The sequence below is a fragment of the Xanthomonas euvesicatoria genome (assembly GCF_013112235.1).
Lineage (GTDB): Bacteria > Pseudomonadota > Gammaproteobacteria > Xanthomonadales > Xanthomonadaceae > Xanthomonas > Xanthomonas euvesicatoria.
Map to the genome: position 1 here is coordinate 1,948,188 of NZ_JABFFS010000001.1, position 23,395 is coordinate 1,971,582.

General features: G+C 65.4%; 18 protein-coding genes. 14 read left to right on the forward strand and 4 right to left on the reverse strand.

Annotated elements, in window-relative coordinates:
* Positions 1-18 precede the first annotated feature (18 nt).
* Positions 19-960 (forward strand): phosphogluconate dehydrogenase (NAD(+)-dependent, decarboxylating), encoded by a 942-nt coding sequence (gene gnd, locus HLH45_RS08275; protein ID WP_008572111.1) that lies wholly within the window; start codon positions 19-21, stop codon positions 958-960.
* A gap of 75 nt (positions 961-1,035) precedes the next feature.
* Here the strand turns inward: gnd and HLH45_RS08280 are convergent, their stop codons facing one another.
* Complete coding sequence (locus HLH45_RS08280) at positions 1,036-2,091, reverse strand: oxidoreductase (protein ID WP_008572112.1); 1,056 nt, start codon at positions 2,089-2,091, stop codon at positions 1,036-1,038.
* A 150-nt stretch (positions 2,092-2,241) separates the two neighbouring features.
* Here HLH45_RS08280 and HLH45_RS08285 point away from each other — a divergent pair, with 150 nt between their 5' ends.
* The 5 genes from HLH45_RS08285 (at position 2,242) to folK (ending at position 7,257) form a co-directional block, all read left to right on the forward strand.
* Positions 2,242-2,613: a BON domain-containing protein gene (locus HLH45_RS08285; RefSeq protein WP_008572114.1), complete on the forward strand. Its 372-nt coding sequence runs from the start codon at positions 2,242-2,244 to the stop codon at positions 2,611-2,613.
* A 281-nt stretch (positions 2,614-2,894) separates the two neighbouring features.
* The gene (locus tag HLH45_RS08290; protein ID WP_008572116.1) at positions 2,895-4,706 is read left to right on the forward strand and encodes a sensor histidine kinase; all 1,812 of its coding nucleotides are present in this window, start codon (positions 2,895-2,897) and stop codon (positions 4,704-4,706) included.
* On the forward strand, positions 4,703-5,143 hold the full coding sequence (locus tag HLH45_RS08295) for a response regulator (RefSeq protein WP_003482689.1): 441 nt from the start codon (positions 4,703-4,705) through the stop codon (positions 5,141-5,143). The genes HLH45_RS08290 and HLH45_RS08295 overlap by 4 nt, the downstream gene beginning before the upstream one ends.
* A gap of 3 nt (positions 5,144-5,146) precedes the next feature.
* Positions 5,147-6,649 (forward strand): ATP-binding response regulator, encoded by a 1,503-nt coding sequence (locus HLH45_RS08300; protein ID WP_008572118.1) that lies wholly within the window; start codon positions 5,147-5,149, stop codon positions 6,647-6,649.
* Positions 6,650-6,741: 92 nt separating this feature from the next.
* Positions 6,742-7,257 carry a 2-amino-4-hydroxy-6-hydroxymethyldihydropteridine diphosphokinase gene (gene folK, locus HLH45_RS08305; protein WP_008572120.1) on the forward strand — a complete coding sequence of 172 codons (516 nt, stop codon included), beginning with the start codon at positions 6,742-6,744 and terminating at the stop codon, positions 7,255-7,257.
* 144 nt (positions 7,258-7,401) lie between these two features.
* Here folK and HLH45_RS08310 read toward each other — a convergent pair whose 3' ends face one another.
* Positions 7,402-8,139: a pteridine reductase gene (locus HLH45_RS08310; protein WP_008577850.1), complete on the reverse strand. Its 738-nt coding sequence runs from the start codon at positions 8,137-8,139 to the stop codon at positions 7,402-7,404.
* Here HLH45_RS08310 and HLH45_RS08315 point away from each other — a divergent pair.
* Both HLH45_RS08315 and HLH45_RS08320 read left to right on the forward strand, forming a co-directional pair.
* The gene (locus HLH45_RS08315; protein WP_008572125.1) at positions 8,138-9,391 is read left to right on the forward strand and encodes a class I SAM-dependent methyltransferase; all 1,254 of its coding nucleotides are present in this window, start codon (positions 8,138-8,140) and stop codon (positions 9,389-9,391) included. The genes HLH45_RS08310 and HLH45_RS08315 overlap by 2 nt on opposite strands.
* A complete protein-coding gene (locus tag HLH45_RS08320; RefSeq protein ID WP_008572126.1) occupies positions 9,379-9,798 on the forward strand; it encodes a VanZ family protein in 420 nt (139 codons plus the stop codon). The genes HLH45_RS08315 and HLH45_RS08320 overlap by 13 nt, the downstream gene beginning before the upstream one ends.
* 251 nt (positions 9,799-10,049) lie before the next feature.
* On the opposite strand, the gene HLH45_RS08325 is transcribed toward HLH45_RS08320, so the two are convergent.
* Positions 10,050-12,095 (reverse strand): TonB-dependent receptor, encoded by a 2,046-nt coding sequence (locus HLH45_RS08325; RefSeq protein ID WP_008572129.1) that lies wholly within the window; start codon positions 12,093-12,095, stop codon positions 10,050-10,052.
* Between the two features lie 297 nt (positions 12,096-12,392).
* Complete coding sequence (locus HLH45_RS08330; protein ID WP_008572131.1) at positions 12,393-13,253, reverse strand: 2OG-Fe(II) oxygenase; 861 nt, start codon at positions 13,251-13,253, stop codon at positions 12,393-12,395.
* A 185-nt stretch (positions 13,254-13,438) separates the two neighbouring features.
* Here HLH45_RS08330 and HLH45_RS08335 point away from each other — a divergent pair, with 185 nt between their 5' ends.
* The 6 genes from HLH45_RS08335 (at position 13,439) to gspF (ending at position 23,380) form a co-directional block, all read left to right on the forward strand.
* Positions 13,439-14,911 (forward strand): beta-helix domain-containing protein, encoded by a 1,473-nt coding sequence (locus HLH45_RS08335; RefSeq protein WP_011346363.1) that lies wholly within the window; start codon positions 13,439-13,441, stop codon positions 14,909-14,911.
* A gap of 77 nt (positions 14,912-14,988) precedes the next feature.
* Positions 14,989-17,646 carry a TonB-dependent receptor domain-containing protein gene (locus HLH45_RS08340; RefSeq protein WP_033478623.1) on the forward strand — a complete coding sequence of 886 codons (2,658 nt, stop codon included), beginning with the start codon at positions 14,989-14,991 and terminating at the stop codon, positions 17,644-17,646.
* A gap of 159 nt (positions 17,647-17,805) precedes the next feature.
* Positions 17,806-18,624, forward strand: a complete 819-nt coding sequence (locus HLH45_RS08345) for a type II secretion system protein N (protein ID WP_008572136.1) — start codon at positions 17,806-17,808, stop codon at positions 18,622-18,624.
* Entirely contained in the window at positions 18,621-20,699 is a 2,079-nt protein-coding gene (gene gspD, locus HLH45_RS08350) for a type II secretion system secretin GspD (RefSeq protein WP_008572137.1), read from the forward strand. Before HLH45_RS08345 ends, gspD begins: the two co-directional genes overlap by 4 nt.
* Complete coding sequence (gene gspE, locus HLH45_RS08355; RefSeq protein WP_046935158.1) at positions 20,644-22,191, forward strand: type II secretion system ATPase GspE; 1,548 nt, start codon at positions 20,644-20,646, stop codon at positions 22,189-22,191. The genes gspD and gspE overlap by 56 nt, the downstream gene beginning before the upstream one ends.
* A complete protein-coding gene (gene gspF / locus HLH45_RS08360) occupies positions 22,178-23,380 on the forward strand; it encodes a type II secretion system inner membrane protein GspF (protein ID WP_046932238.1) in 1,203 nt (400 codons plus the stop codon). The genes gspE and gspF overlap by 14 nt, the downstream gene beginning before the upstream one ends.
* Positions 23,381-23,395 lie beyond the last annotated feature (15 nt).

The window sequence follows — 23,395 nt, forward strand, 5'->3', positions numbered from 1 at the left end:
AGATCATGAGGAGCGATTATGGAACTGGGTATGGTGGGACTGGGCCGCATGGGCGCCAACATGGCCGAGCGCCTGGTCAATGGCGGGCATCGCGTGCATGGCTACGATCCGGGCGCGAACGCGCGCACCAGCGCGCAAGCCAAGGGCATCGTCACCGCCGATGCGCTGGCAGCGCTGGTGTCGGCACTGCCGAGCCCGCGCGTGGTGTGGCTGATGGTCCCGGCCGGCAAGATCGTCGATGACACGCTGGCGCAGCTGCTGCCCCTGCTGCAGGCCGGCGACATCGTCATCGATGGCGGCAATTCGTACTACAAGGATTCGCAGCGGCGCGCAGCGTTGCTGCAGGACAGTGGCATTGCGTTTGTCGATTGCGGCACCAGCGGCGGCATCTGGGGTCTGCAGGAAGGCTATAGCTTGATGGCGGGTGGCGACGAAGCGGCGGTGACGGCCTTGCATCCGATCCTGGCAACGCTCGCGCCGGCGCCGGACAAGGGCTGGGGACGGGTTGGCCCGAGCGGTGCAGGCCACTTCACCAAGATGGTCCACAACGGCATCGAATACGGAATGATGCAGGCCTATGCGGAAGGCTTCGCGCTGATGCAGCACAAGGCCGATTTTGCGCTGGATCTGCACCAGGTTGCCGAAATCTGGCGCGATGGCAGCGTGGTGCGTTCGTGGTTGCTGGACCTGACGGCCGATGCGTTGACGCATAACCCGACCATGGCCGGCATCGCGCCGTTCGTGGCCGATTCGGGCGAGGGCCGCTGGACGGTTGCCGAAGCGATTGATCTGGAAGTCTCGGCACCGGTCATCACGTTGTCGCTGATGGAACGGCTGCGCTCGCGCGACAAGGATTCGTTTACCGACAAACTGCTCGCAGCGATGCGCAACCAATTCGGCGGCCACGCGGTGATGACCACCACCCCGGCAGCGCCGACTATCGGTAGCAAGGACGCGTAAGGACTTGGATGCAACCACGGTGCGCGCCGGGACTACGGCGCGCGCTGTTGGAAGTGCAAAACCGTTGCAGCGTGATCAACCGCGCGCGGCATCCAGCCACTGCACTCGGCCGTCCGCAGCGCTGCGTTGCGCAAGGTCCACCAACCGCATCAGTTGCACCGCATCGCTGCTGCTGACCGGCGCTGTGCCGGTGCCTGCCAGCGCGTCGCGAAAGGCGGCGTAGCACTGCCGATAGTCGCCCGGCAGGTTGTCGGGCTGATGGGTGTGGACGCGGCCTTCGTCATCGACGCGGGTGAGCGTGCCCGGTAACGGGTCCACGCCCCAGCCGACCGTGCCGGGGCGACGGCCGGCGCGCAGCTGGTCTTCCTGTGTATCCAGGCCGTGCTTGAGATAACTGCCGCGCGTGCCATGCACGGCGAAGCGCAGGCTGCCATCGGCCACCAGCGATCCCGCGTGCAGAATCACGCGCAGCCGAGGGTAGTGCAGGGTGACGTGGAAATAATCCACGCTGCGCGCCTGGTCGCGCTGACGTTGCAGATCCGCGCCAATGCCCTGCGGCATACCGAACAACTGCATTGCCTGATCGAGCAGATGCGGGCCCAGGTCGTACCACAGTCCGGCACCGGGGCTGTCGCTCTCGCGCCAACGGTCGCGCACCTGCGGGCGATAGCGGTCGAAGTGCGAATGAAATTCCACCACCTCGCCCAGCTGGCCTTCTTCGATCAGCCGGCGCACGGTGAGAAAGTCCGCATCCCAGCGGCGATTCTGGAACACGCTGATGATGCATCCCGCCGCATCGGCGGCATCGACCATCTGCTGCGCTTGCGCCGCATCCAATGCAAATGGCTTGTCCACCAGCACATGCTTGCCGGCGGCCAGGGCCTTCAGCGCGAAGGGTGCGTGGGTGTGGTTCGGGGTGGCCAGCACCACGGCATCCAGTGCCGGATCGGCCAGCGCACTGTCCAGATCGGCCACCACGGTGACGCCGGGAAAGTCGGCCTGTGGCTGTTGCGGCTTGGACGACACCACGCTGTGCAACTGCAGGCCGGGGGTGCTTGCGATCAGCGGTGCATGAAAGGTGCGGCCGACATAGCCATAGCCGACGACGGCCAGATTGAACAGTTTAGGCATTGAAAACGGTTCATCGCAACGACGGAGGGAGCCCGCATGGTATTGCACCTGCCCGTGTGCGCAGGGTTCACAACCTCTGCATGCAACGGTCACGTCTGCTCGACGAGCGCCACCGCAAGCTGCGCCCACATTCAACAGGAGGTGCTTGGTATGAAGAACATGACGCATGCACGCAAGCTGCTGGCTCTGTCGCTGTCGCTCGGTCTGACCCTCGGCGCGTCGCAGGCATTTGCGGCACCGCAGGAACATGCCGACCACAAGGACCACGCTGCCGGCATGAACGAGTCCAAGAAGCCGGTCACCGACACCTGGATCACCACCAAGGTCAAGGCCGACCTGCTGGCGACCGACAATGTCTCGGGTACCGACGTGAAGGTCGAGACCAAGAACGGCATCGTGACCCTGACCGGCGCGGTTGCCACCCAGGCCGAGCATGACAAGGCCGTTGCCGTTGCCAAGGGCATCGAGGGCGTCAAGAGCGTCAAGTCGACCGGCCTGAAGGTCACCGCTGCGAAGAAGTAAGCGCAGCTGCTGCGAATGCCGGGCCGCCGAGGCGAGGCGGCGACCCGAGCACCAGGCGCACTCCACGGAGTGCGCCTTTTTTGTTTTTGATGAACCGGCCGGCAAGCCGACAGCTGGCAGGGCGCTCGCGCCATTTTCACGCATGCTGCACGTATGCTATGCCCATTCAGCTATGTCACAGACTGACCTGATTTCTCTGAATCATTAATCTGGCAAGCTGCGTGATCGGAGACAATGCCGGTCAGCCCTTGGCCCTGCAGCGAGTGCAATTCGGTCCAGCAATGCAAACAACGGTCCAAGCAGACAAGTGGGATCGCTGGCGCCTGCCTCTGTTGGCGGCCGCCGTGTTCCTGATTGTGGTGGTGCCCTCCTTGTTGCTGCAGCAGATGGCCCGCAACGCCAACCAGGCCGCGTCCTGGGTGTCGCATAGCCAGGAAGTGCAGGAGACCGCGCAGCGCCTGGAGGCGGCGATGCGCGATACCGAATCGGCGGCGCTGATGCGCTCGCATGGCGTGGAGCGCGAGGCGCTGAACGAGCGTATGCGCCGCGGCCGGCGCGAATCGCTGGCCGCCGTGCAGCGACTGATCGAACTGACCAAGGACAACCCCGCCCAGCAAGTACGCATGGGGCGCATCCAGAGCACCATCGAACGGCGTCTGCTGTTGGCCGAGCGCATTGCGGTGACCACTGCGCCGGAGCAGATACGCGCGCTGATCAACGACATGACCCTGAACAACCCGATCCGTGTGCTGATCGACGACCTGCAGAGCGCCGAAGGCCGGTTGCTGGCGCTGCGCAATGCGCGCGCCGCAACCGAGCGCATGCATTACGCGGTGCTGAGCTGGGCGGCGCTGGCGGTGCAGTTGCTGTTGCTGGGCACGGTGACCTGGCTGCTGCAGCGGCAGATCCGCCGCCGGCTGGCGGCCGAGCAGGAATACCTGCGCGCCAACGGGCGCGCCAGCTCGGTGCTGCAAACCGTGCGCGAGCCGATCGTGCTGCTGGATGCCAGCCAGCGCATCGTGCTGCATAACCCGGCCTTCGCCGACCTGTATGGCCTGGAAGAGCGCGGCAACGAATTGATGCCGCTGGAAGAGGTGGGCGATGGCGTCTGGCGCGATGCGCAGATCCATCAACGGCTGGCGGACGTGTTGTTGCGTGGACGCGAGTTGTGGGATTTCGAACACGAGCAGCGCGCCGCCGACGGCGTGCTGCGCACCATGTTGATCAATGCACGCCGCATGCCGCTGCCCGACAGCACCGACGAAGACGTGGTGCTGATGACGGTGAGCGACATCAGCCTGCAGAAGGCCGCGCAGTTGCGTATCCAGGAGCTCAACCGGCAGATGGAAGGCAAGGTGGAGCAGGTCTCGGAAGTCAATCGCGAGCTGGAAGCCTTCAGCTACTCGGTCTCGCACGATCTGCGCGCACCGCTGCGGCACGTGGCCGGATTCTCCGACAAGTTGGCGCGCCATCTGGGCGATGCGGCCGACGAGAAGTCGCGCCATTACATGGAGGTGATCAGCAGCTCGGCGCGGCGCATGGCCTCGCTGATCGACGATCTGCTGGTGTATTCGCGCCTGGGCCGCGGTGCGCTGCGCCTGCAGGCGGTGGACATGCAATCGCTGGTGGCCGAAACGCGTGCGATCCTGGATTCCAACGTGCAGAGCGAGAACACCGGCCACCGGGTGGAATGGCATATCGCGCCGCTGCCGGTACTGGTTGCCGACGAAAACATGATGCGCCAGCTGTGGATGAACCTGCTCGGCAATGCGGTCAAGTACAGCGCCAAGCGCGAGGTGGCCAAAATCGAGGTCAGCTATACGCCGATGTCCGACGGCGGCCACCAGTTCAGCGTGCGCGACAACGGCGCCGGTTTCGATATGGAATACAGCGGAAAATTGTTCGGTGTGTTCCAACGTTTGCACAAGGCCAGCGAATACGCTGGTACCGGCATCGGCCTGGCCAGCGTGCGGCGCGTGTTGACGCGTCACGGCGGCCGGGTGTGGGCCGAAGGCGTCGTCGACGAGGGCGCCACGTTTTATTTCGTGTTACCTCCTGCGCTTGAAGCGCCCAACCAAGAGTTCATTGCATGACCGCCATCCGTACCATTCTTCTGGCAGAAGACAGCCCGGCCGATGCGGAGATGGCGGTCGACGCCTTGCGCGAAGCCCGCCTTGCCAATCCCATCGTGCACGTCGAAGACGGCGTGGAAGCCATGGACTACCTGTTGCGCCGTGGCATGTTCGCCGACCGCGAGGAAGGCCTGCCGGCCGTGCTGCTGCTGGACATCAAGATGCCGCGCCTGGACGGGCTGGAAGTGCTCAAGCAGGTGCGCAGCGACGAAACGCTCAAGCGCCTGCCGGTGGTGATCCTGTCGTCCTCGCGCGAAGAAAGCGATCTGGCCCGCAGCTGGGACCTGGGCGTGAATGCCTATGTGGTCAAGCCGGTGGACGTGGATCAGTTCTTCAACGCGGTCAAGACGCTCGGTACCTTCTGGGCGGTCATCAACCAGGCACCGGAGCTGGACTGAACCATGCCGCATGAGGGGGGCAACCTGGAGCAGCTGAAGATCCTTCTGGTGGAAGATTCACCGGAAGACGCCGAGCTGTTGTCCGATCAGTTGCTCGAGGCCGGACTGGATGCGGCATTCGAGCGCGTGGACAGCGAGCCGTCGCTGCGCGCCGCGCTGGATGACTTCCAGCCGGACATCGTGCTGTCGGACCTGAGCATGCCGGGCTTTTCCGGCCACCAGGCGCTGCGCCTGGTGCGCCAAAACGGCGCCACGCCCTTCATCTTCGTCTCCGGCACCATGGGTGAGGAGACCGCGGTCAAGGCGCTGCAGGATGGTGCCAACGACTACATCATCAAGCACAACCCGACGCGTTTGCCGAGCGCGGTGATCCGCGCGATCCGCGAAGCACGCGCGGATCTGGAACGCCAGCGCGTAGAAAGCGAACTGATGCGCGCGCAGCGCCTGGAAAGCCTGGCGATGCTGGCGGCCGGTCTGAGCCACGACCTGCGCAATATCCTGCAACCGTTGTTGATCGTGCCTGACCTGCTGGCCGGGCGCACCGACGACCCGCAGCTGCGTCAGCTGGCCAACGTGGTGGCCGAATGCGGCCGGCGCGGGCATGAGATGGCCGAGTCGATGCTGTCGTTCGTGCGTGGTTCCAACAAGCCACGCGAGCAGGTGTCCATCGCCAACCTGTTCCAGGCCGTGCAGATGCTGCTCAAGAGCAGCCTGCCCGATGGGGTACGCCTGCAGATGGACACCATCGCTGCGGATCTGACCATCGAGGCCAACTACACCGAATTGCAGCAATGCCTGCTCAACCTCGGCTTGAACGCGATCCAGGCGATGCCCGAGGGCGGCAGACTGATCCTGGCAGCCGATCGCTACGATGCCTCGCGCGTGCGCATGAGCGTGGCCGACACCGGCGTGGGCATGAGCGGTGAAACCCGCGCGCGCCTGTTCAGTCCTTTCTTCACCACCAAGGCCGATGGCACCGGGTTGGGACTGATTTCGTGCAAGCGCATCATCGAAAGCTATGGTGGCAGCATCGTGGTCGATAGCCGGCTGGGCGAAGGGACGCGCTTTGACATGATCGTGCCGATGCGTGCGGTGTCGGCGGCGGTGACCGAAGCCGAACTGCCGCTTCCGCTTGGCCATGGGCAGCGCATTTTGCTGGTGGATGGCGAGGCAACGCGCCTATCGCTGCTGGGCAATGCGCTCTCCAGCCAGGGCTATCAGCCGCAGCTGGCCAGCGATGGCGCCGCGGCGCTGCAGCTGGTGCAGCAGCACGCGATGCCGGACCTGGTGATCATCGACAGCGACATCATCCTGCTCTCGGCCGTGAGCGTGCTGCTGAGCATGCAGGAGCTGGGGTACCAGGGCCCGGCGATCGTGCTGGAAGATGTCGGTGCGCCGTTGCAGCGTGCGCATTTCCCGTCGGATCTGCCGGTGCATGTGCTGCGCAAGCCGCTGGAAATGCGCCGGGTGTTCCGCGCCGTTTCGCATGCGCTGGAAGTGGCCTGACACCACGTTTGCGCGCACCCGGCGCATGCGTCGATGGGTGCAACGCGATTGCAACAGTTGACGTCCGTGCCGGCCGCATGCGCGAATAACGTATGACCACCGTGCTTCTCAGCCTCGGCAGCAACGTCCAGCCGACCCACTACCTGCGCCTGGCTGTCGTCGCCCTGCGCGCGCGCTTTGGCCAGATCGTCGTGTCACCCGCGTACCGCACGCCTGCGGTGGGCTTCGAAGGGCCGGACTTCGTCAACAACGCGGTGGTCTTGCAGACCGATCTGGAGCTGGACGCGCTGGATCACTGGCTGCATGCACTGGAAGATGCGCATGGGCGCGATCGCAGCGGCCCGCGTTTCAGCGACCGCACCCTGGATCTGGACGTGGTGTTCTTTGGCGACCGTATCGTCGAAGGCCCCGGGCATCTGCGCATCCCGCGGCCCGAGCTGAAGCACGCATTCGTGCTCAAACCGCTGGCCGACATCGCGCCGGACTTCGTCGACCCGCTGAGCGGGCAGGCGTTGGCAGCCCTGTGGCAGGCGCACCCGCAGTACGGCAGCGCGTTTGCCACGGTGGAGCTGGATGCGGCTGCGCCGCAGTTGAGCGTCACGCAATAGTGCTGTTCTGGCAGCGCGGTTGAGCGCACGGACGTGTGCAACCGTCTGGCAATGTCGCATTCGGCGAGGTGGCAACCGGGCGCACGTGCATGACACGGGGGGCGTCCCTTTGCAGCGAAAGTGCGCAGGCCCCGGAAGCGTCGTTCAACTGAGCTGGCGGCCGCCATCGACGTGCAGGGTATGGCCGGTGACGAAGCTGGCCTCGTCCAGCAACCAGCGCACCGCTTCGGCAATTTCCTCCGGCGTGCCGATGCGCGCCAGCGGCGTACGCGCGAGCAACGCCTGCTTGGCATCGGCGGACTTGCCTTCTTCCGGCCACAGGATGGCGCCAGGCGCGACCGCGTTGACACGCACGTGCGGCGCCAGTTCCAGCGCCAGCGAACGGGTCAGCATTTCCAGCGCGCTCTTGGAGGCGCCGTACAGCGGGTGGTTGCGCATCGGCGCCTGCGCGTGCAGATCGGTGAGGTTGACGATGGCCCCGCGGCGCTGGCGCAACTGTGCGGCGGCCGCTTGCGCGATGAAGAACGGCGCGCGTGCATTGACCGCAAACAACTCGTCCCATTGCGCTGCAGTGGCCTCGCCAATGGCGGTGGAGTAGAACGCCGAGGCGTTGTTGACCACCCCATCCAGGCGACCAAACGCGGCGACGCAGTCGGCCACCAACTGCACAGGCGCGTCGGGCATCCGCAGATCGGCGTGCAAGGCCTGTGCGCTGCCGGCACGCTGGGCGCACAGTTCGGCCACGCGTGCGTCGAGCACCTCGGCGGAACGGTGTGCGTGCAGTGCAACGCGGTAGCCGGCAGCGTGCAGCGTGGTGGCGATCTGCGCACCGATGCGGCGGGCGGCACCGGTGATCAACACCACCTTGGAACTGTCTGTCATGGCGTACTCGCTCGGCGTTGCGGAGGGCTCGGCTATCCTGTGCATTGTCCCCGCAACCGGTGCCCGCATGCACGCCGACCTTCCCACACCCGATCCGGACGCGCTGGCCCACAGCGACCGGCTGGCTGCGCATGTGCGCGCCGAAATCCAGGCCGCCGGCGGTGCGATCCCGTTCTCGCGCTTCATGGAGCTGGCGCTGTATGCGCCTGGCCTGGGCTATTACAGCGCCGGCGCCAGCAAGTTCGGCGAGGCCGGCGATTTCGTCACCGCCCCGGAATTGGGGCCGTTGTTTGCGGCCACCGTCTCCGGCGCGTTGGCGCCGGTATTGCAACAGCTCGGGCCGCAGGCGCGGGTGCTGGAAGTGGGCGGCGGCAGCGGCGCGTTTGCCGAAGTCACGCTCAAGCGGCTGCTGGAACTGGACGCGTTGCCCGAGCGTTACGCGATCCTGGAGCCCAGCGCCGACCTGCGCGAACGTCAACGCGAGCGGTTGGGGCGCAGCCTGATTCCGCCGGTGTTCGATCTGGTGGAATGGCTGGATGCGCCGTTCCCGGACGATTGGGATGGCGTGCTGTTTGCCAACGAAGTCATCGACGCCTTGCCCACGCCGCGTTTCGCACTGCGCGATGGGCAGGTGTATGAAGAAACCGTGGTGCTGGATGCCCAGCAGCAATTCGCGCGCGGCGAGCAACCGGCCGATGCGTTGCTGAGCGCGGCCGTGCGTCACCTGGAGCGTTATCTGGAGCAGCCGTTCGCCGATGGCTATCGCTCCGAGTTGCTGCCGCAGTTGCCGTACTGGATCCAGGCGGTAGCCGGCGGTTTGAAGCGTGGCGCGATGTTGTTCGTCGACTACGGTTACCCGCGCGGCGAGTTCTATCGTGCGCAGCGCGAGGACGGCACGTTGCGCGCGTTTTACCGGCATCGCATGCACGAAGATCTCTACCGTTGGCCGGGCCTGCAGGATCTGACCGCATCGGTGGACTTCACCGCGTTGGCCGAGGCAGGCACCGGCGCAGGTTTCGAGTTGGCCGGGTATTGCACGCAAGCAAGCTTCCTGCTCGGCAATGGGCTGGACGCATTGTTGGCGCAGGCCGATCCGCGCACCGATGAAGTGGGGCGCATGCGTCTACGCGAACAGATCAAGCGGCTGACGCTGCCCAGCGAGATGGGCGAGCGCTTCCAGGTGATGGGCTTCTCGCGCGATGTCGATTTTGCCCCGGCATTCCTGTCCGGCGATCTCACATGGCGGTTGTGAGTTCGGCACTCCGGCCGTTTCACCGGCCGCGGTTGTGGGTGGGCGTGTGGATCGCCGCAATCGTCGTGGTCATTGCCGTGTGCCTGGGGCCGCCGCCGGAGTTTCCTGAGTTGCCGTCCAACAGCGACAAGGCCGAGCACTTCATCACGTTCGCGTTGTTGTGCTGGGGAGCGGTGCAGTTGTTTGCGACCCGGCGCGCGCTGGCGTTGGCTGCGTTCGGATTGGTGTTGCTGGGCATCGGCATCGAAATCGCGCAAGGCGCGCTGACCACCAATCGCAGCGCCGACCCGTACGATGCATTGGCCGATACCTTGGGCATTCTCGCCGGGCTCTGTCTGGCATGGACGCCGTTGCGATGTGTGATGTTGCGGATCGATCGGCGCCTGTTTGGACAGCGGCGACGGTGACGGAACGATGCCTCGGCAGGCCAGGCGCCTGCCCGCTGCCGTAAACGGAGCCAGGCGGCGACGCGATCCTGATCAGCCTGGCAGCGTATATCCGCAGCGATCTGAAGCATCGTACGCCAGGACCGCTTGCGCCAAGCGGCGTGCCGACGCCGCGACGGGGCGCCACGTGCCGGCTTGGCGATGACGGCTTGTGCAGCCGCTACGCTGCGTCGCGGACCCGTGGTTCGCACCTCGCCACCGCTGCCGCGGCGTTACAGCTTCATTCTCAGCCCGAGATACAGCTGCCGTCCGGCCGCTGGCGAGAACATGGGCTGCGCCTGTGCCCAGAAGAAGCTGTCGTACCACACGTAGGCATACTTGCGACCGGTGGCATTGCGGACCTGCACGTCCACGCTCCAGTTCGGGTTGATCGTATAGCGCGCGGTGAGGTCGAGCGTTGCAAAGCCGCCGTACTTGCCCGCCACGTTGCGCTCTTCCAGGTAGTAGTTGCCCTGGGCGCGTCCCTGCAGGCCCAGTTGCAACGCCTCGGTCGCGCGGTAATCCACGCCGATGTTGCTGATGTAGCGGGGCGTGGCGATGACTTCGTTGCCTTGCAGCGAAAGCGCGGCGGCACGGTCGTCGCGCGTGATCCTGGCATCCTGGTAGGCATGCGATGCCCAGAGCGTCCAGCGATCACCCAGCTGTGCGCTGATCTGCGCATCCACGCCGCGGCGACGCGTCTTGCCCAAGGTGACGGTGGTGCCGGTGGCCGGCATGTTCGATACCTCGTTTTCCGCATCCTGTTGCCAGACGGCGATACGCGCCTGGCTGCCTGCAAATGGGCTGAATTTCATACCCAGCTCGACGCCGGTGTTGGTGGAAGGGCGGATGCCGGCTTGCCCTGGGGTGAGATAGGCCGGGGCGGTGGAGCCGGTCAACACCTGGAAGGTACGGCCCCAGTTGGCGTACACGTTGGTGCTGGGCGTCAGGGCGTAGATCACGCTGAGTTTGGGTTGCCCGATGCTGCCGTAACGCTGCAGCGGTGCGCGCACCGCACCCGGTAGCTGCGTGTCGCCGTCGAAGCGGTCCACGCGATAGGCCGGCACCAGCTTCAGGGCCTCGACCGGCTGATAGATGGCCTGTACGTAGGCGCCCCAATTGTCGAAGGTATAGCGGTCGTCGTTCTGGATGCGCGCTGGCACTGCGGCAAAGTCGGTGGGCTCGGCATAGTTGAAGCGTTCGCGCCGGTACGCATTGTCCTGATGTTCGTAGTTGATGCCGCCTTCCAAGGTCAGCAGGTCGTTGGCGCGCCAGGTCAGGGTGTTGAGCATGCCCACCTGCGTTTCGTTCCAGCGCCGACGCTGGCGCGGGGCATTGCCGGTGGGCAGGTCGCTGAAGGTCACCCGGCGGTCGTCCTCGTAGCGGTTGTAGTAAAGCTTGCTGCCCAGGAACAGGGTGTCGGTCAGTTTCAGGTCCAGATGCACGCCGAGCTGCTGCATGTCGCGGTCGTCGCCATCGTTACGGTTGCGGCGGTCCGAGCTGCGACGGTCCGCCTGCAACTCTGCTGCGGTCATGAAGCCCGGCTCGTCGGCCTGGGTGCGGTACGCGCGTGCCGTCAGGCCGATGCGCATGCCGTCGTCGAGACTGCCGTAGAACCATTTGCCGCCCAGCACATGCTTGCTGGAGCGATCGTGCGCACGATAGCCATCCGACGCCTGTGCGCCGATGAAGTAGTTCTGCGCGAATCCGTCGCGTTCGCGCCCTATCGCGATCTGCGCATCGCGGCTGGCGTAACTGCCGTAGGCCACGCGGGCATCGGTGTAACTGCCGCCCTGGCGGGTGCCGAAGTTGATGTTGCCGCCGATGTTGTGCAGCCCATAGCGCGGATCGTTGGTGCCACGCACCACCTCGATGTAGCTGATTTCCAGCGGAAACAGCATGTCGATGAAGCGCTGGTTGCCGCTGTTGACGTTGCTGGGAATGCCGTCGATCAGGGTCTTGATGGCATTGAGATAGCCCTCGCCGTTGAAGGCGCGGAAGCTGACCTTGCCCGATTCGGCGCCCTGTCGGGTTTCGGTCAACTGCATGCCTGGCATCTGCCCCAGCAATTCCCAGCTGTAGGACACGTTCTTGTCCTCGATCTGGTCGGCGCCCAGGACATCCACCGACGTCAGCACCTGATGCGCACTGAGCTGGCCTTCGTGATGCTGATGGACGTCGACCTTGCCGAGCGTCAGCGCCGAATCGGAGGACTGCGCGCGTGCGTCGGCAGCAAACAGCAGAGCGGCGACAGTCGCCACGAGGGGATGGATCTTCATGAAGCGGGCAATACCTGCGGGCCAATGGAATCGTGTCAGTAATGACATGTTATAACATATTCTGACAAATTCAATTCGCGTCGCGCTGCTGCCGCCTTGGGGGACGATCGGCAAGTGATCGTGTTGCAACGCCTGATGGCCGCCTGCGTGTTGGCGATGTGCCGCTCGCGGCGTGGGGAACAGCCAACAGCCAATGGCGCTGCATCCGACAGCCGCAGCACGCAGGCGATGCAGGTGCCGTGTCGCTCCGCGTTGGCGGCGGACGGGGTCGATCCCGCCGGCGCGGTGTTGCGGTGCTTATCCGGGCATGCGCACTGCGCGCTCGCGCAGCCACTTGGTGGCTACCCACTTGTCGCCGGCCAATACCGGCGCACCGGCGTGCAGGCTGCGTGTCATCGGGTGCGGGCGGTCGTAGCTGAAAAACACTGCATTGCCCTTGACCGCAGCGACATCCAGATGCGCATCAGGAAAACGCGTCGCACCGCCGCGTTCTGGCGTGTTGAGGTACATCACCAGCGAGGCGACGCGTTGCCCGCCGGCCTGCACCAACACCGGGGTGCCGGCTGCGTCCGGATCGAAGTAATCGTAATGCGGCCGGTATTCCGCACCGGTGGCGTAGCGCAGCACTTGCAACCCTTCGCCGTGATCGACCGGCCAGTCGAGCAGGCGCGCGATGCGCGCTTCGATACGTTGACACAGCGCATCCTGGCCAAGGCGCAGGCACATGCTGTCGCTGGTGCGCGCGGCATGCACCACGTGCTCTCCGTTTGCATTGTCCACGGTGCGCGAGCGCGCCAGATGCGGCCGGGCCAAGGCGATCAATGCATCGCATTCCTCGTCGGAAAGAAAGCCGCCGAGTACCACCACGCGCGGCAGCAACAGGCTGACCAACACGCGCACATCGCGGTCGCCCAACGCAAGCAGCGAGGCATCGGCGTCTTGTTGCAACGCGGGCACGCGCACCGGCATCGGCAAGTCGTTCGCTTGCGCGTGTTGCCGGATGTGGGCACGGACCAGTGCCTCGACCGCATCGATGGCGTCCTGTTCGTTCCAGCCCTGATCCAGTAGCGGCTGTAGCGCTTGCTCGGGCGGATGGCCGGCCACGGCTTGCGCCACGATCCAGTCGGCCAGCGGGGTCGGGATATCGGTGTGTGTCATCGCTCTACAGTGCATGTCGGCATGTGGCATTCGTATGTCAATTGTGTCGTGGTAAGACAAATGAAACAGATGCCCTCTATAAAAGTGACGGGGATCTTGAACGTGCTCGCCACTGCAGTGCGCGGAACGCCACCAATTCTTGACGACTCCTCTTCATACCGACCTTTGACCTGGAGATCAGCCGCATGGCCGTTCGCAACAGCAGCAAGACACTTCTCATGACCTTTGGTACCGCACTGGCGCTGTCGGCCTGTGGTGGCGGAGCCGACCGTGTCGCCTCGCCAGGTGAAGGCGCATTCCCGCCGGCACCGGCCCCCACACCGACGCCGGCGCCCACGCCTGCACCAACGCCGGCACCCGCACCGAGCGGTCCGGCCGCCGATTGCCCGAGCGGTTTTTCCAACGTCGGCACCATCGCCAACAACACGCTACGCGCCTGCCAGTTGCCGGAAACCATCAACGGCAACCTGGTGGTGCCGGCGCGCGCGGGCACCGTTTACTCGATCAGCGGCCGCGTCAATGTCGGCACCGACCGCGGCGGCAACGCCACCGCACCGGCCGCCGGCAGCACGCAGGGTGTCTTGACCATCGAGCCGGGCGTAACCCTGTTCGGGTCGGCCGGTAGCGACTACATCGTGGTCAATCGCGGTTCGCAGATCTTTGCCGAAGGCAGTGCGACTGCGCCGATCGTCTTCACCGCACGTCAGGCGCTGGAGAGCACGGTCAGTGCCAATACCATCGGCCTGTGGGGCGGCATCGTGGTGCTGGGGCGCGCGGCGATCAACAACTGCCCGGGCACCACGGTGTCGGGGACGCCGGAATGTCAGGCGCAGGTCGAGGGGACCAACGCGTTCTATGGCGGCAACAACGCTACCGACAACAGCGGGTCGATGCGCTACCTGCGCGTGATGTATTCGGGCTTCGAAATTTCGCCCAACAACGAATTGCAGGGCATCACCCTGGCGGGCGTGGGAAGCGGCACCAAGCTGGATTATGTGCAGATCCACAACAGCTCCGACGACGGCATCGAATGGTTCGGCGGGACGGTCAACGGCAGCCACCTGGTCATCACCGGTGCCGACGACGATTCGCTGGATACCGATGCTGGCTGGAGCGGTGCACTGCAGTTCGGCATCGTGGTGCAGCGCGCCGGTGGTGGCGACCGCATGAACGAGTGGAGCAGCCTGCGTCGCCAGCCGTATTCGCGCCCGAAAGTGGCCAACTTCACCTACGTGGGTAACGCGCGCGCCGGTGCGGCGATCATGCTCAACCAGGGCACCCAGGCCGCGTTCTACAACTCGGTGGTCACCCGCCCAGCCGGCGGCACTGGTGATGGCCTGGTATGCTTCAACCTGGCCGATACCGACACGCTCGGCACCTTCAACTCGGTGTTCTTCGCCTGCCCGACGGCCTTCGGCAGCGACGCGCGTGCGGCCAGCCAGTTCGCAGCCGGCACCAACAATGTCGCCAACGGCGTGTCCACCTTGCAGAACACCTTCGTCAATGGCGCCAATGAATCGGCAGTACCGGCGTTCCAGGGCCTGAACGGGGTGAGCAGCTTCTTCCAGCAGGTGAACTACATCGGTGGCGTGCGCGATGCCAACGATACGTGGTGGCAGGGCTGGACCTGCGGGCTGACCGCCGACCGTCCCTGCTGAGGCATGGCATCGCACGGCGGCCATCGGTCGCCGTGCGATGCGTCCAGCTTCATCTTTCTGTTGCCAGGGCTCCCACGATGCGAACCTCTGCTGTTGCCCGTCTCTCGCGGACGGGCCTGTCTCTTTCCATTTCCACCTTGCTGATGTCCGGCGCCGCCATGGCGCAGTCGACCACCAGCGACGCCGACGCCGGCAGCAGTACGTCCAGCGCGGCCAGTACCAGTGTGCCCAAGCAACTCGACCAGGTCGTGGTGCGTGGCGACTACATTCCCGAGCCGATGCTGCAAACCTCCGAAGTGGCCTCGTTCGTGACGCGCGAAGACATGGAGCGCACCGGCGACAGCAGCGCCGCGGTGGCGCTGACGCGTGTCACCGGGCTGAGCCTGTCGCGCGGCAAGTATGTGTATGTGCGCGGTCTGGGCGAGCGCTATTCGTCTGCGTTGTTCAACGGTTCGCCGCTGCCCAGCCCAGAGCCGATGCAGCGCGTGGTGCCGCTGGACCTGTTCCCCAGCGATGTGCTGGCCAGCGTGACCGTGCAAAAGACCTATTCGGCCGATTATCCGGGCGAATTCGGCGGCGGCGTGATCGATCTGCAATCGATGGAGATCCCCGACACGCCGTTCCTGTCGTTGACCGTGGGTGGTGGGGCCAACAGCGTCAGCACCGGCGAAAAAGGCCTGACCTATTACGGCTCCGACGATGACGAGTGGGGTTTTGATGATGGCATCCGCAAGCAGCCTACCGCCTTGCGCGATGCGATCAGGACCGGCCGCCGAGTCGATCTGGGCAGCTTTTCGCGCGAGGACATCCGTCGCATCGGGCGCAGCTTGAACGATGCCAACCTGTATGTGCTGCAGGAAAAGGACAGCATCGCTCCGGACGTCAATGTCGGCGGCACCGCCGGCTACAGCATGGATGTGGGCGAGGCCAAGCTGGGCATCATCGCGGTGGCCAGCTACGACAACGAATGGCGCACGCGCACCGGCAAGCAGCAGGACGGCATCTTTGTCGGCGACAGCGTCGAGTTCAATTCCAACTACGACTTCGCCACCACCCGCAACAACGTGCGCAGCAACGGCATGCTGGGGCTAGGGTGGGAATATGGCCGGCATACCATCGGCTGGACCACGCTCTACGTGCACGACACCTTGAAGGTGGCGCGCAGCCGCGCCGGTCGCGACGAACTGGCAGGTTTCGACGTGCGCGACGACAACACCGAGTGGTACGCGCGGCAGTTGATCAACAACCAACTACGCGGCACGCACGCCTTCGGCGAATACGACGACCTGAAGATCGAATGGCGCGCTGCAGTGGCCAACGCCAGCCGCGATGTGCCTTACGAAACCGGGATTCGTTACGAGCGGCTGGACGGCTACTGGGCGCACGATGCCTCACGCGTGCAGAACTACACGCGTTTCAGCAAGGTCGACGACAAGGTGGCCAGCGGTGGCGTGGATGTCACCTGGCGCTTGCCGATGGAGCACGACCTCACCGTCAAGGGCGGGCTGGCCTATCTGGACAACGACCGCAGCGCGTGGAGCCGCGAATTCCGTTTCCTGGCGCTGGACGGGCCGCTGCCGTTCCTGAACCAGTACCAGCGCGTGGATTATCTGTTCTCCGATTACAACCTCAGCAACGATCTGCTGCGTCTGCGCGAAACCACCGGCAGTTTCGGTGCGGCTGCCTACGACGCGACCTTGAAGGTCAAGGCGGCGTATCTGCAGGCAGAGGGCGAGATCGTGCCGACGCTGCGCGCCACGGCGGGCGTGCGTTACGAAGACGCCACCCAGGCGGTGCACCCATACGACATCTTCAGCGGCACGCGCCAGGACGGCGTGGCACCGTTGCACAACAGCTATGCGCTGCCGTCGGCCACGGTCACCTGGAATTTTGCCGAGAACCAGCAGCTGCGCTTTGGCGCTTCCAAGACCATCGCACGCCCGCAGTTTCGCGAAATGGCGCCACAGCAGTATCTGGACCCGGACATCGACCGCCAGTTCTTCGGCAACCCGTTTTTGGTCGACAGCGAGCTGGTCAATCTGGACGCACGCTACGAATGGTTCTTCGAACCGGGCCAGTACGTCACCGTCGGCGCGTTCTACAAGAACATCGACAAGCCGATCGAAGCCATCGTCAACGACGCCCCCGGCGGCGGCATCGTGCAGAGCTTCATCAATGCGCCCAAGGCGACGCTGTACGGCGTGGAGCTGGAGGCCAAGAAGTATCTGGAGTTGCCGATCGCTGCCGACTGGTGGGGCGACAAACGCATGTTCGTGTCCGGCAATTACACCCGCACCACGTCCGAGGTAAGTGCCAGCGATGGCGATACGGTGCAGCCGTTCGGCTTCAGCGCACCGGTGCAGGCGACCTTGTTCATCCGCGATGGTTCGGCATTGCAAGGCCAGTCCGATGACATCGCCAACCTGCAGATCGGGGTGGAAAGCGAGCGCACGCTCAGCCAGGCGACGTTGATCGCCAACTACGTGGGCAAGCGGGTGTCCGCGCGTGGTCGCCCCGGGCAGCCGGATTACATCGACAAGCCGGGCACCTCGCTGGATCTGGTGATCAAGCAGGGCCTGACGTGGTCCGGCGAGACGGTGTCGGTGAATTTTGCCGCGCGTAACCTGCTCAAGACCAAGTACCAGGAGTACCAGAAGGTAGGGAGCAACCGGGTGGACCTGTACACCTACCAGCCTGGCATCAGCTATGACATCAGTGTGACAGCGCGCTTCTGATCTGAGGTGCAGTTGCCAGTGTCGCAAGCGCCCGCTGTGCGTTGCATGGCGGGCGTTTGCGTTTAGTCGTATGGCGCCGTGTGTCGGTCTGTGTCATCGGTTTCTTCGAACTGACACATTGCAGCCGCATTCTGTCATCCAATCGAAATCCTGAGACGGATGTCCGCTTTGCAGCGCGCCTGGCCCTCGTTGAATTCCTTGTTGCTGGCGCCAGGCGTTCGCACGGCGGTGGCGTGTTGCGTGGTTGCGTTGCTGGTGCTGCAAGGTGTGCGCCTGTTGTGGCTGGTGCTCACGCCGATCGGGCCGTTGGGCACTGCGCAGCGCGGTCGCGTCACTACTCTCGACGTGTCCGCATTGCGTCGCGATGTGTTCCATCGCAGCGCCTCCGACACCAATCGCGATGGCATGGTGCTGCATGGCGTGCGTGCTGGCGGCACCCAGGCGGCCGCCTATCTCAGCGGTAGCGATGGCCGGCAAGGCGTCTACCGCGTCGGCGACACGGTTGCGCCCGGCGTGGTGGTGCAGGCGATCGCGGCCGATCAAGTGCTGCTGCGCGCTGGCGCCAGTGTGCGTCGCATTGCATTGGGCGAGGCATCTGCTGCGGGTGCATCGCTCCGGCCTGCAGCAACGAGCGCAACCGCGCCGACCGTTGCTCCGGCAGCCGTGCAATCGAATGTCACCACGGCAGCAGGCGCGAGCGCAGCCACCGCCGTCGATGCGCAGCAGCTGCTCGCCAGTGCCGGCTTGCGCGCCAGCGCCGATGGTGGCGGTTTCACCATCATGCCGCGCGGCGATGGCGCACTGCTGCGTCAGGCCGGTCTGGCGCCGGGCGATGTGCTGACCCAGATCAACGGCCGCACGCTCGATGCAGAACATCTGCGCGAGCTGCAGGACGAATTGCGCGATGGCCAGAGCGCCACGCTGACCTACCGCCGCGACGGCCAGACCCACACCATGACCTTGAAGCGCCCGCAATGACTGCTGTTCGCCCGCTCTGGCTGCTCTCGGCCACGTTGTTGCTCGCGCTGCCCGCGGTGCCGATGACTGCGTTGCATGCCGCCGATGCACCGGCCGTGCGCCTGCAGGACGTGGACCTGCGCGCTTTCATCCAGGACGTCTCGCGTGCCACCGGCATTACCTTCATCGTGGACACGCGCGTGCAGGGCTCGGTCAACGTGGCGCGCGCGCAGGCGATGTCCGAAGCCGATCTGCTGGGCATGCTGCTGGCCGTGTTGCGCGCCAATGGATTGATTGCGGTGTCCAGCGGGCCATCGACCTATCGCATCATTCCCGACGACACCGCCGCGCAGCAGCCGGGTAGCGCCGCCAACGGCAACCTGGGATTTGCAACGCAGGTCTTCACCCTGCAGCGCGTGGACGCACGCAGCGCGGCAGAAATCCTCAAGCCGCTGATCGGGCGCGGTGGTGTGATCATGGCGATGCCGCAAGGCAACAGCCTGTTGATTGCCGACTACGCCGACAACCTGCGACGCATTCGTACGTTGGTGGCGCAGATCGACACCGACCGTGCGGCCATCGATACGGTGACGCTGCGCAACAGCTCGGCGCAGGAACTGGCGCGCACCCTGACCTCGCTGTTCGGGCAAGGCGGCGAGCGCAGCAATGTGTTGTCGGTGTTACCGGTGGAAAGCAGCAATTCCTTGATCGTGCGCGGCGACCCCGCACTGGTGCAGCGCGTGGTACGCACCGCAGTCGATCTGGACGGGCGCGCCGAGCGCCGCGGCGACGTGAGCGTGGTGCGCCTGCAGCACGCCAGTGCCGAGCAATTGCTGCCGGTGCTGCAGCAGCTGGTCGGGCAGACGCCCGGCAACGAGGCGCAGGCCGGGCAGGACACACGTTCCACTGCGATGGACGTGGCTGCGGCGAGCGGCGCGGCGCAGACGCAGGTGATCGCGCCGGCGGCAGGCAAGCGCCCGGTGATCGTGCGCTACCCGGGCTCCAATGCGTTGATCATCAATGCCGACCCGGAAACACAGCGCGCCCTGATGGATGTGATCCGGCAGCTGGATGTGCATCGCGAGCAGGTATTGGTCGAAGCGATCGTGGTGGAGATCTCAGACACCGCCGCCAAGCGCCTGGGTGTGCAGCTGCTGCTGGCTGGCCGCAACGGCACGGTGCCGCTGATCGCCACGCAATACAGCGGCGCCTCGCCGGGCATCGTGCCGCTGGCTGCGGCGGCGGCTGGCACGCGCAGCGGCAATGCCGACGACGATTCGGTGCTGGAACAGGCACGCAACGTGGCTGCGCAATCGCTGCTGGGCCTGAGCGGTGGCCTGATCGGCCTGGCCGGGCAAAGCAACGACGCGGTGTTCGGCATGATCATCGACGCAGTCAAGAGCGACACCGGCTCCAACCTGTTGTCCACGCCCTCGATCATGACCCTGGACAACGAGCAGGCGCGCATCCTGGTAGGCCAGGAAGTGCCGATCACCACCGGCGAAGTGCTCGGTGCGGCCAACGACAACCCATTCCGCACCATCCAGCGCCAGGACGTGGGCGTGGAGCTGGAAGTGCGCCCGCAGATCAACACGGCCGGCGGCATCACGCTGGCGATCAAGCAGGAAGTCTCGGCCATTGCCGGGCCGGTCAGCGCGCAATCCTCGGAGCTGGTGTTCAACAAGCGCCAGATCGAAACGCGCGTGGTGGTGGAGAACGGTGCCATCGTGGCGCTTGGCGGCCTGCTCGATCAGAACGACCGCCAGACCGTGGAGAAGGTGCCGCTACTTGGCGATGTACCCGGCCTGGGCGCGTTGTTCCGGCACAAGTCGCGCAACCGCGACAAGACCAATCTGATGGTGTTCATTCGCCCCACCGTCATTCGCGATGCAGCCGATGCCCAGCGCATGACCGCGCCACGCTACAACTACCTGCGCGAGCGTCAGCTGGCCGATGGCGATCCGGAAGCGGCGCTGGATGCGCTGGTGCGCGACTACTTGCGTGCGCAGCCGCCGCAGCTGCCGGCCGGTCCATCGTCGGTTGCGCCGGCACCGGCAACAATACCTGCGCCCGGCGCACGTCCCGTGCAGCGTTGATGCCATGAGCAGCGCCCGCGCCAGCATTTCCTATGCATTCGCCAAGCGTCACGGCGTAGTGCTGCTTGGCAGCGACACCACCGCGCAGATCGGTTTGCGCGAAGGTGGCGATGTGCAGGCCCTGATCGAGTTGCGCCGCGCGTTGGGCATGCCACTGCAGGTGCGCACGCTGGCGCCGCCAGTGTTCGACCGGCAGGTATCGGAGATCTACGCCGATGCCGGGCTGGAGCAAGGTGTGCAGGTGGAAGCGCTGTATCTGCATGGCAGCCTGGATTCGTTGATCGACGACATTCCCACCGCCGATCTGCTCGACAGCCAGGACGATGCGCCGATCATTCGTTTGATCAACGGCATCATCGCCGAGGCCGCGCGGCTGGGTGCATCCGACGTGCATCTGGAATCCTACGAGTCGCGCCTGCGCGTGCGCCTGCGCGTGGATGGCGTGATGCGCGAGGCAGCCACGCTGCCCGGACGCATCGCACCGCTGCTGGTGTCGCGCGTCAAGGTGATGGCGCGGCTGGATATCGCCGAAAAACGCATCCCACAGGATGGGCGCGTGTCGCTGGTGATGGGGGCCAAGGCACTGGACGTGCGTGTGTCCACGTTGCCCACGCGCGGCAGCGAGCGGGTGGTGTTGCGTATCCTTGATAAGGAGCAGGGCACGCTGTCGCTGGCGCAGCTGGGCATGCCACCTGCGGTGATGCACACCGTGCAGCGCGCATTGCAGGTGCCCAATGGCATCGTGCTGGTCACCGGGCCCACCGGTTCGGGCAAGACCACGACCTTGTACGCGGCGCTGCGCCTGCTCAACGATGGCTCGCGCAACATCCTCACCGTGGAAGATCCGGTGGAATACGCCATCGATGGCGTCGGCCAGACCCAGGTCAACGCACGTGTCGGCATGACCTTCGCCGCCGGCCTGCGCGCGATCCTGCGCCAGGACCCGGACGTGGTGATGATCGGCGAGATCCGCGATACCGAGACCGCGCAGATTGCGGTGCAGGCCAGCCTCACCGGCCATCTGGTGCTCTCCACCGTGCACACCAACGATGCGGTGGGCGCGGTCACGCGGTTGCGCGATATGGGGATCGAGCCGTTCTTGCTGGCTTCCAGTCTGCGACTGATCCTGGCGCAGCGGCTGGTGCGGCGCTTGTGCCCGCAATGCCGTAGCGAGCGTTCGATCGATACCGGCACGCGTCAACTGCTGGATGCGCCGGCCGATGCAGTGATCTACACCGCCATGGGCTGCAACGCTTGCCACCACAGCGGCTACGCCGGCCGCGTGGGCATCTACGAGGCGATTGCGGTAGACGATGCGATGCGCCGTTTGATCGGCGACAACGCCGACGAAGACGCGCTGGCTGCTGTGGCCTTCGCACGCGCGCCGCGGCTGGGCGATGCCGCACGCGCTGCCGTGCTGCAAGGCCTGACTACGCTGGAAGAAGCGCTGCGTGTGACCCGCCAACAGGACGACGCGCATGCCGCAATTTGATTACACCGTGCTCGATCTGCATGGGCGCAACCGGCACGGCGTCATCAGTGCCGACAGCGTGCACGGCGCACGTGCGCTGCTGGAACAGCGGCAATGGGTGCCGGTGCGCCTGGAAGTTGCGGCCGCGGCCGGCAGCACGGCCGGCCGCGCAGCGCGCTTCAGCGGCAAGGATCTGGTGCTGTTCACCCGCCAGCTTGCCACGCTGGTGGAGACCGCGCCGCTGGAAGAGGCCTTGCGCACCATCGGCACCCAGTCCGAACGCCGCGGCGTGCGTCGGGTCACCAGCCAGACGCATGCATTGGTGGTCGAAGGATTCCGCCTGTCCGATGCGATGGCACGCCAGGGCAAGGCGTTCCCTGCGTTGTATCGGGCGATGGTGGCCGCCGGCGAAAGCGCGGGTGCGTTGCCGCAGGTGCTGGAACGACTGGCCGATCTGCTCGAACGCCAGGCACAGGTGCGCAGCAAGTTGCAGTCTGCATTGGTCTATCCGGCGGCGCTGGCAGCGACGGCCGGTGCGGTGGTGATCGTGCTGATGACCTTCGTGGTGCCCAAGGTGGTGGACCAGTTCGATTCGATGGGCCGTGCCCTGCCGTGGCTGACACGCGCGGTGATCGGCGTGTCGCATTTTCTGCTGCATGCCGGTATCCCGCTGCTGATCGCGCTGGTGATTGCGGTGGTTGCGGCGTTGCAGCTGCTCAAACGCCCGGCACTGCGCCTGACGGCGGACCGCGCGTTACTGCGTGCGCCACTGCTGGGCCGGTTGCTCCGCGATCTGCACGCCGCGCGCATGGCGCGCACCCTGGCCATCATGGTCAACAGCGGCTTGCCGTTGATGGAGGGGCTGATGATTGCCGCACGCACCGTGGACAACCGCGCGTTACGCCTGGCCACCGACGGCATGGTCACCGCGATCCGCGAAGGCGGCAGCCTGGCCGCGGCCATGAAGCGCGCGGGGGTGTTTCCGCCAACGCTGCTGTACATGGCCTCCAGCGGCGAAAACAGCGGACGCCTGGCGCCGATGCTGGAGCGTGCCGCTGACTACCTGGAGCGCGAATTCGAGACCTTCACCGCCGCCGCGATGAGCCTGTTGGAGCCGGCCATCATCGTGCTGCTCGGCGGCGTGGTGGCGGTGATCGTGTTGTCGATCCTGCTGCCCATCTTGCAATTCAACACCCTCGCGCTTGGTTGAGCGCGTCCGCTTATC

Excerpts from the sequence above, each read along its gene's own strand:
- HLH45_RS08320 (WP_008572126.1), top strand. The coding sequence starts at position 9,379 with ATGGCGGTTGTGAGTTCGGCACTCCGGCCGTTTCACCGGCCGCGGTTG.
- HLH45_RS08290 (WP_008572116.1), top strand. The coding sequence starts at position 2,895 with ATGCAAACAACGGTCCAAGCAGACAAGTGGGATCGCTGGCGCCTGCCT.
- HLH45_RS08325 (WP_008572129.1), bottom strand. The coding sequence starts at position 12,095 with ATGAAGATCCATCCCCTCGTGGCGACTGTCGCCGCTCTGCTGTTTGCT.
- HLH45_RS08295 (WP_003482689.1), top strand. The coding sequence starts at position 4,703 with ATGACCGCCATCCGTACCATTCTTCTGGCAGAAGACAGCCCGGCCGAT.
- HLH45_RS08280 (WP_008572112.1), bottom strand. The coding sequence starts at position 2,091 with ATGCCTAAACTGTTCAATCTGGCCGTCGTCGGCTATGGCTATGTCGGC.
- HLH45_RS08335 (WP_011346363.1), top strand. The coding sequence starts at position 13,439 with ATGGCCGTTCGCAACAGCAGCAAGACACTTCTCATGACCTTTGGTACC.
- folK (WP_008572120.1), top strand. The coding sequence starts at position 6,742 with ATGACCACCGTGCTTCTCAGCCTCGGCAGCAACGTCCAGCCGACCCAC.
- HLH45_RS08285 (WP_008572114.1), top strand. The coding sequence starts at position 2,242 with ATGAAGAACATGACGCATGCACGCAAGCTGCTGGCTCTGTCGCTGTCG.
- gnd (WP_008572111.1), top strand. The coding sequence starts at position 19 with ATGGAACTGGGTATGGTGGGACTGGGCCGCATGGGCGCCAACATGGCC.
- HLH45_RS08315 (WP_008572125.1), top strand. The coding sequence starts at position 8,138 with ATGGCGTACTCGCTCGGCGTTGCGGAGGGCTCGGCTATCCTGTGCATT.
- HLH45_RS08300 (WP_008572118.1), top strand. The coding sequence starts at position 5,147 with ATGCCGCATGAGGGGGGCAACCTGGAGCAGCTGAAGATCCTTCTGGTG.
- HLH45_RS08345 (WP_008572136.1), top strand. The coding sequence starts at position 17,806 with ATGTCCGCTTTGCAGCGCGCCTGGCCCTCGTTGAATTCCTTGTTGCTG.
- HLH45_RS08340 (WP_033478623.1), top strand. The coding sequence starts at position 14,989 with ATGCGAACCTCTGCTGTTGCCCGTCTCTCGCGGACGGGCCTGTCTCTT.
- gspF (WP_046932238.1), top strand. The coding sequence starts at position 22,178 with ATGCCGCAATTTGATTACACCGTGCTCGATCTGCATGGGCGCAACCGG.
- gspD (WP_008572137.1), top strand. The coding sequence starts at position 18,621 with ATGACTGCTGTTCGCCCGCTCTGGCTGCTCTCGGCCACGTTGTTGCTC.
- HLH45_RS08330 (WP_008572131.1), bottom strand. The coding sequence starts at position 13,253 with ATGACACACACCGATATCCCGACCCCGCTGGCCGACTGGATCGTGGCG.
- HLH45_RS08310 (WP_008577850.1), bottom strand. The coding sequence starts at position 8,139 with ATGACAGACAGTTCCAAGGTGGTGTTGATCACCGGTGCCGCCCGCCGC.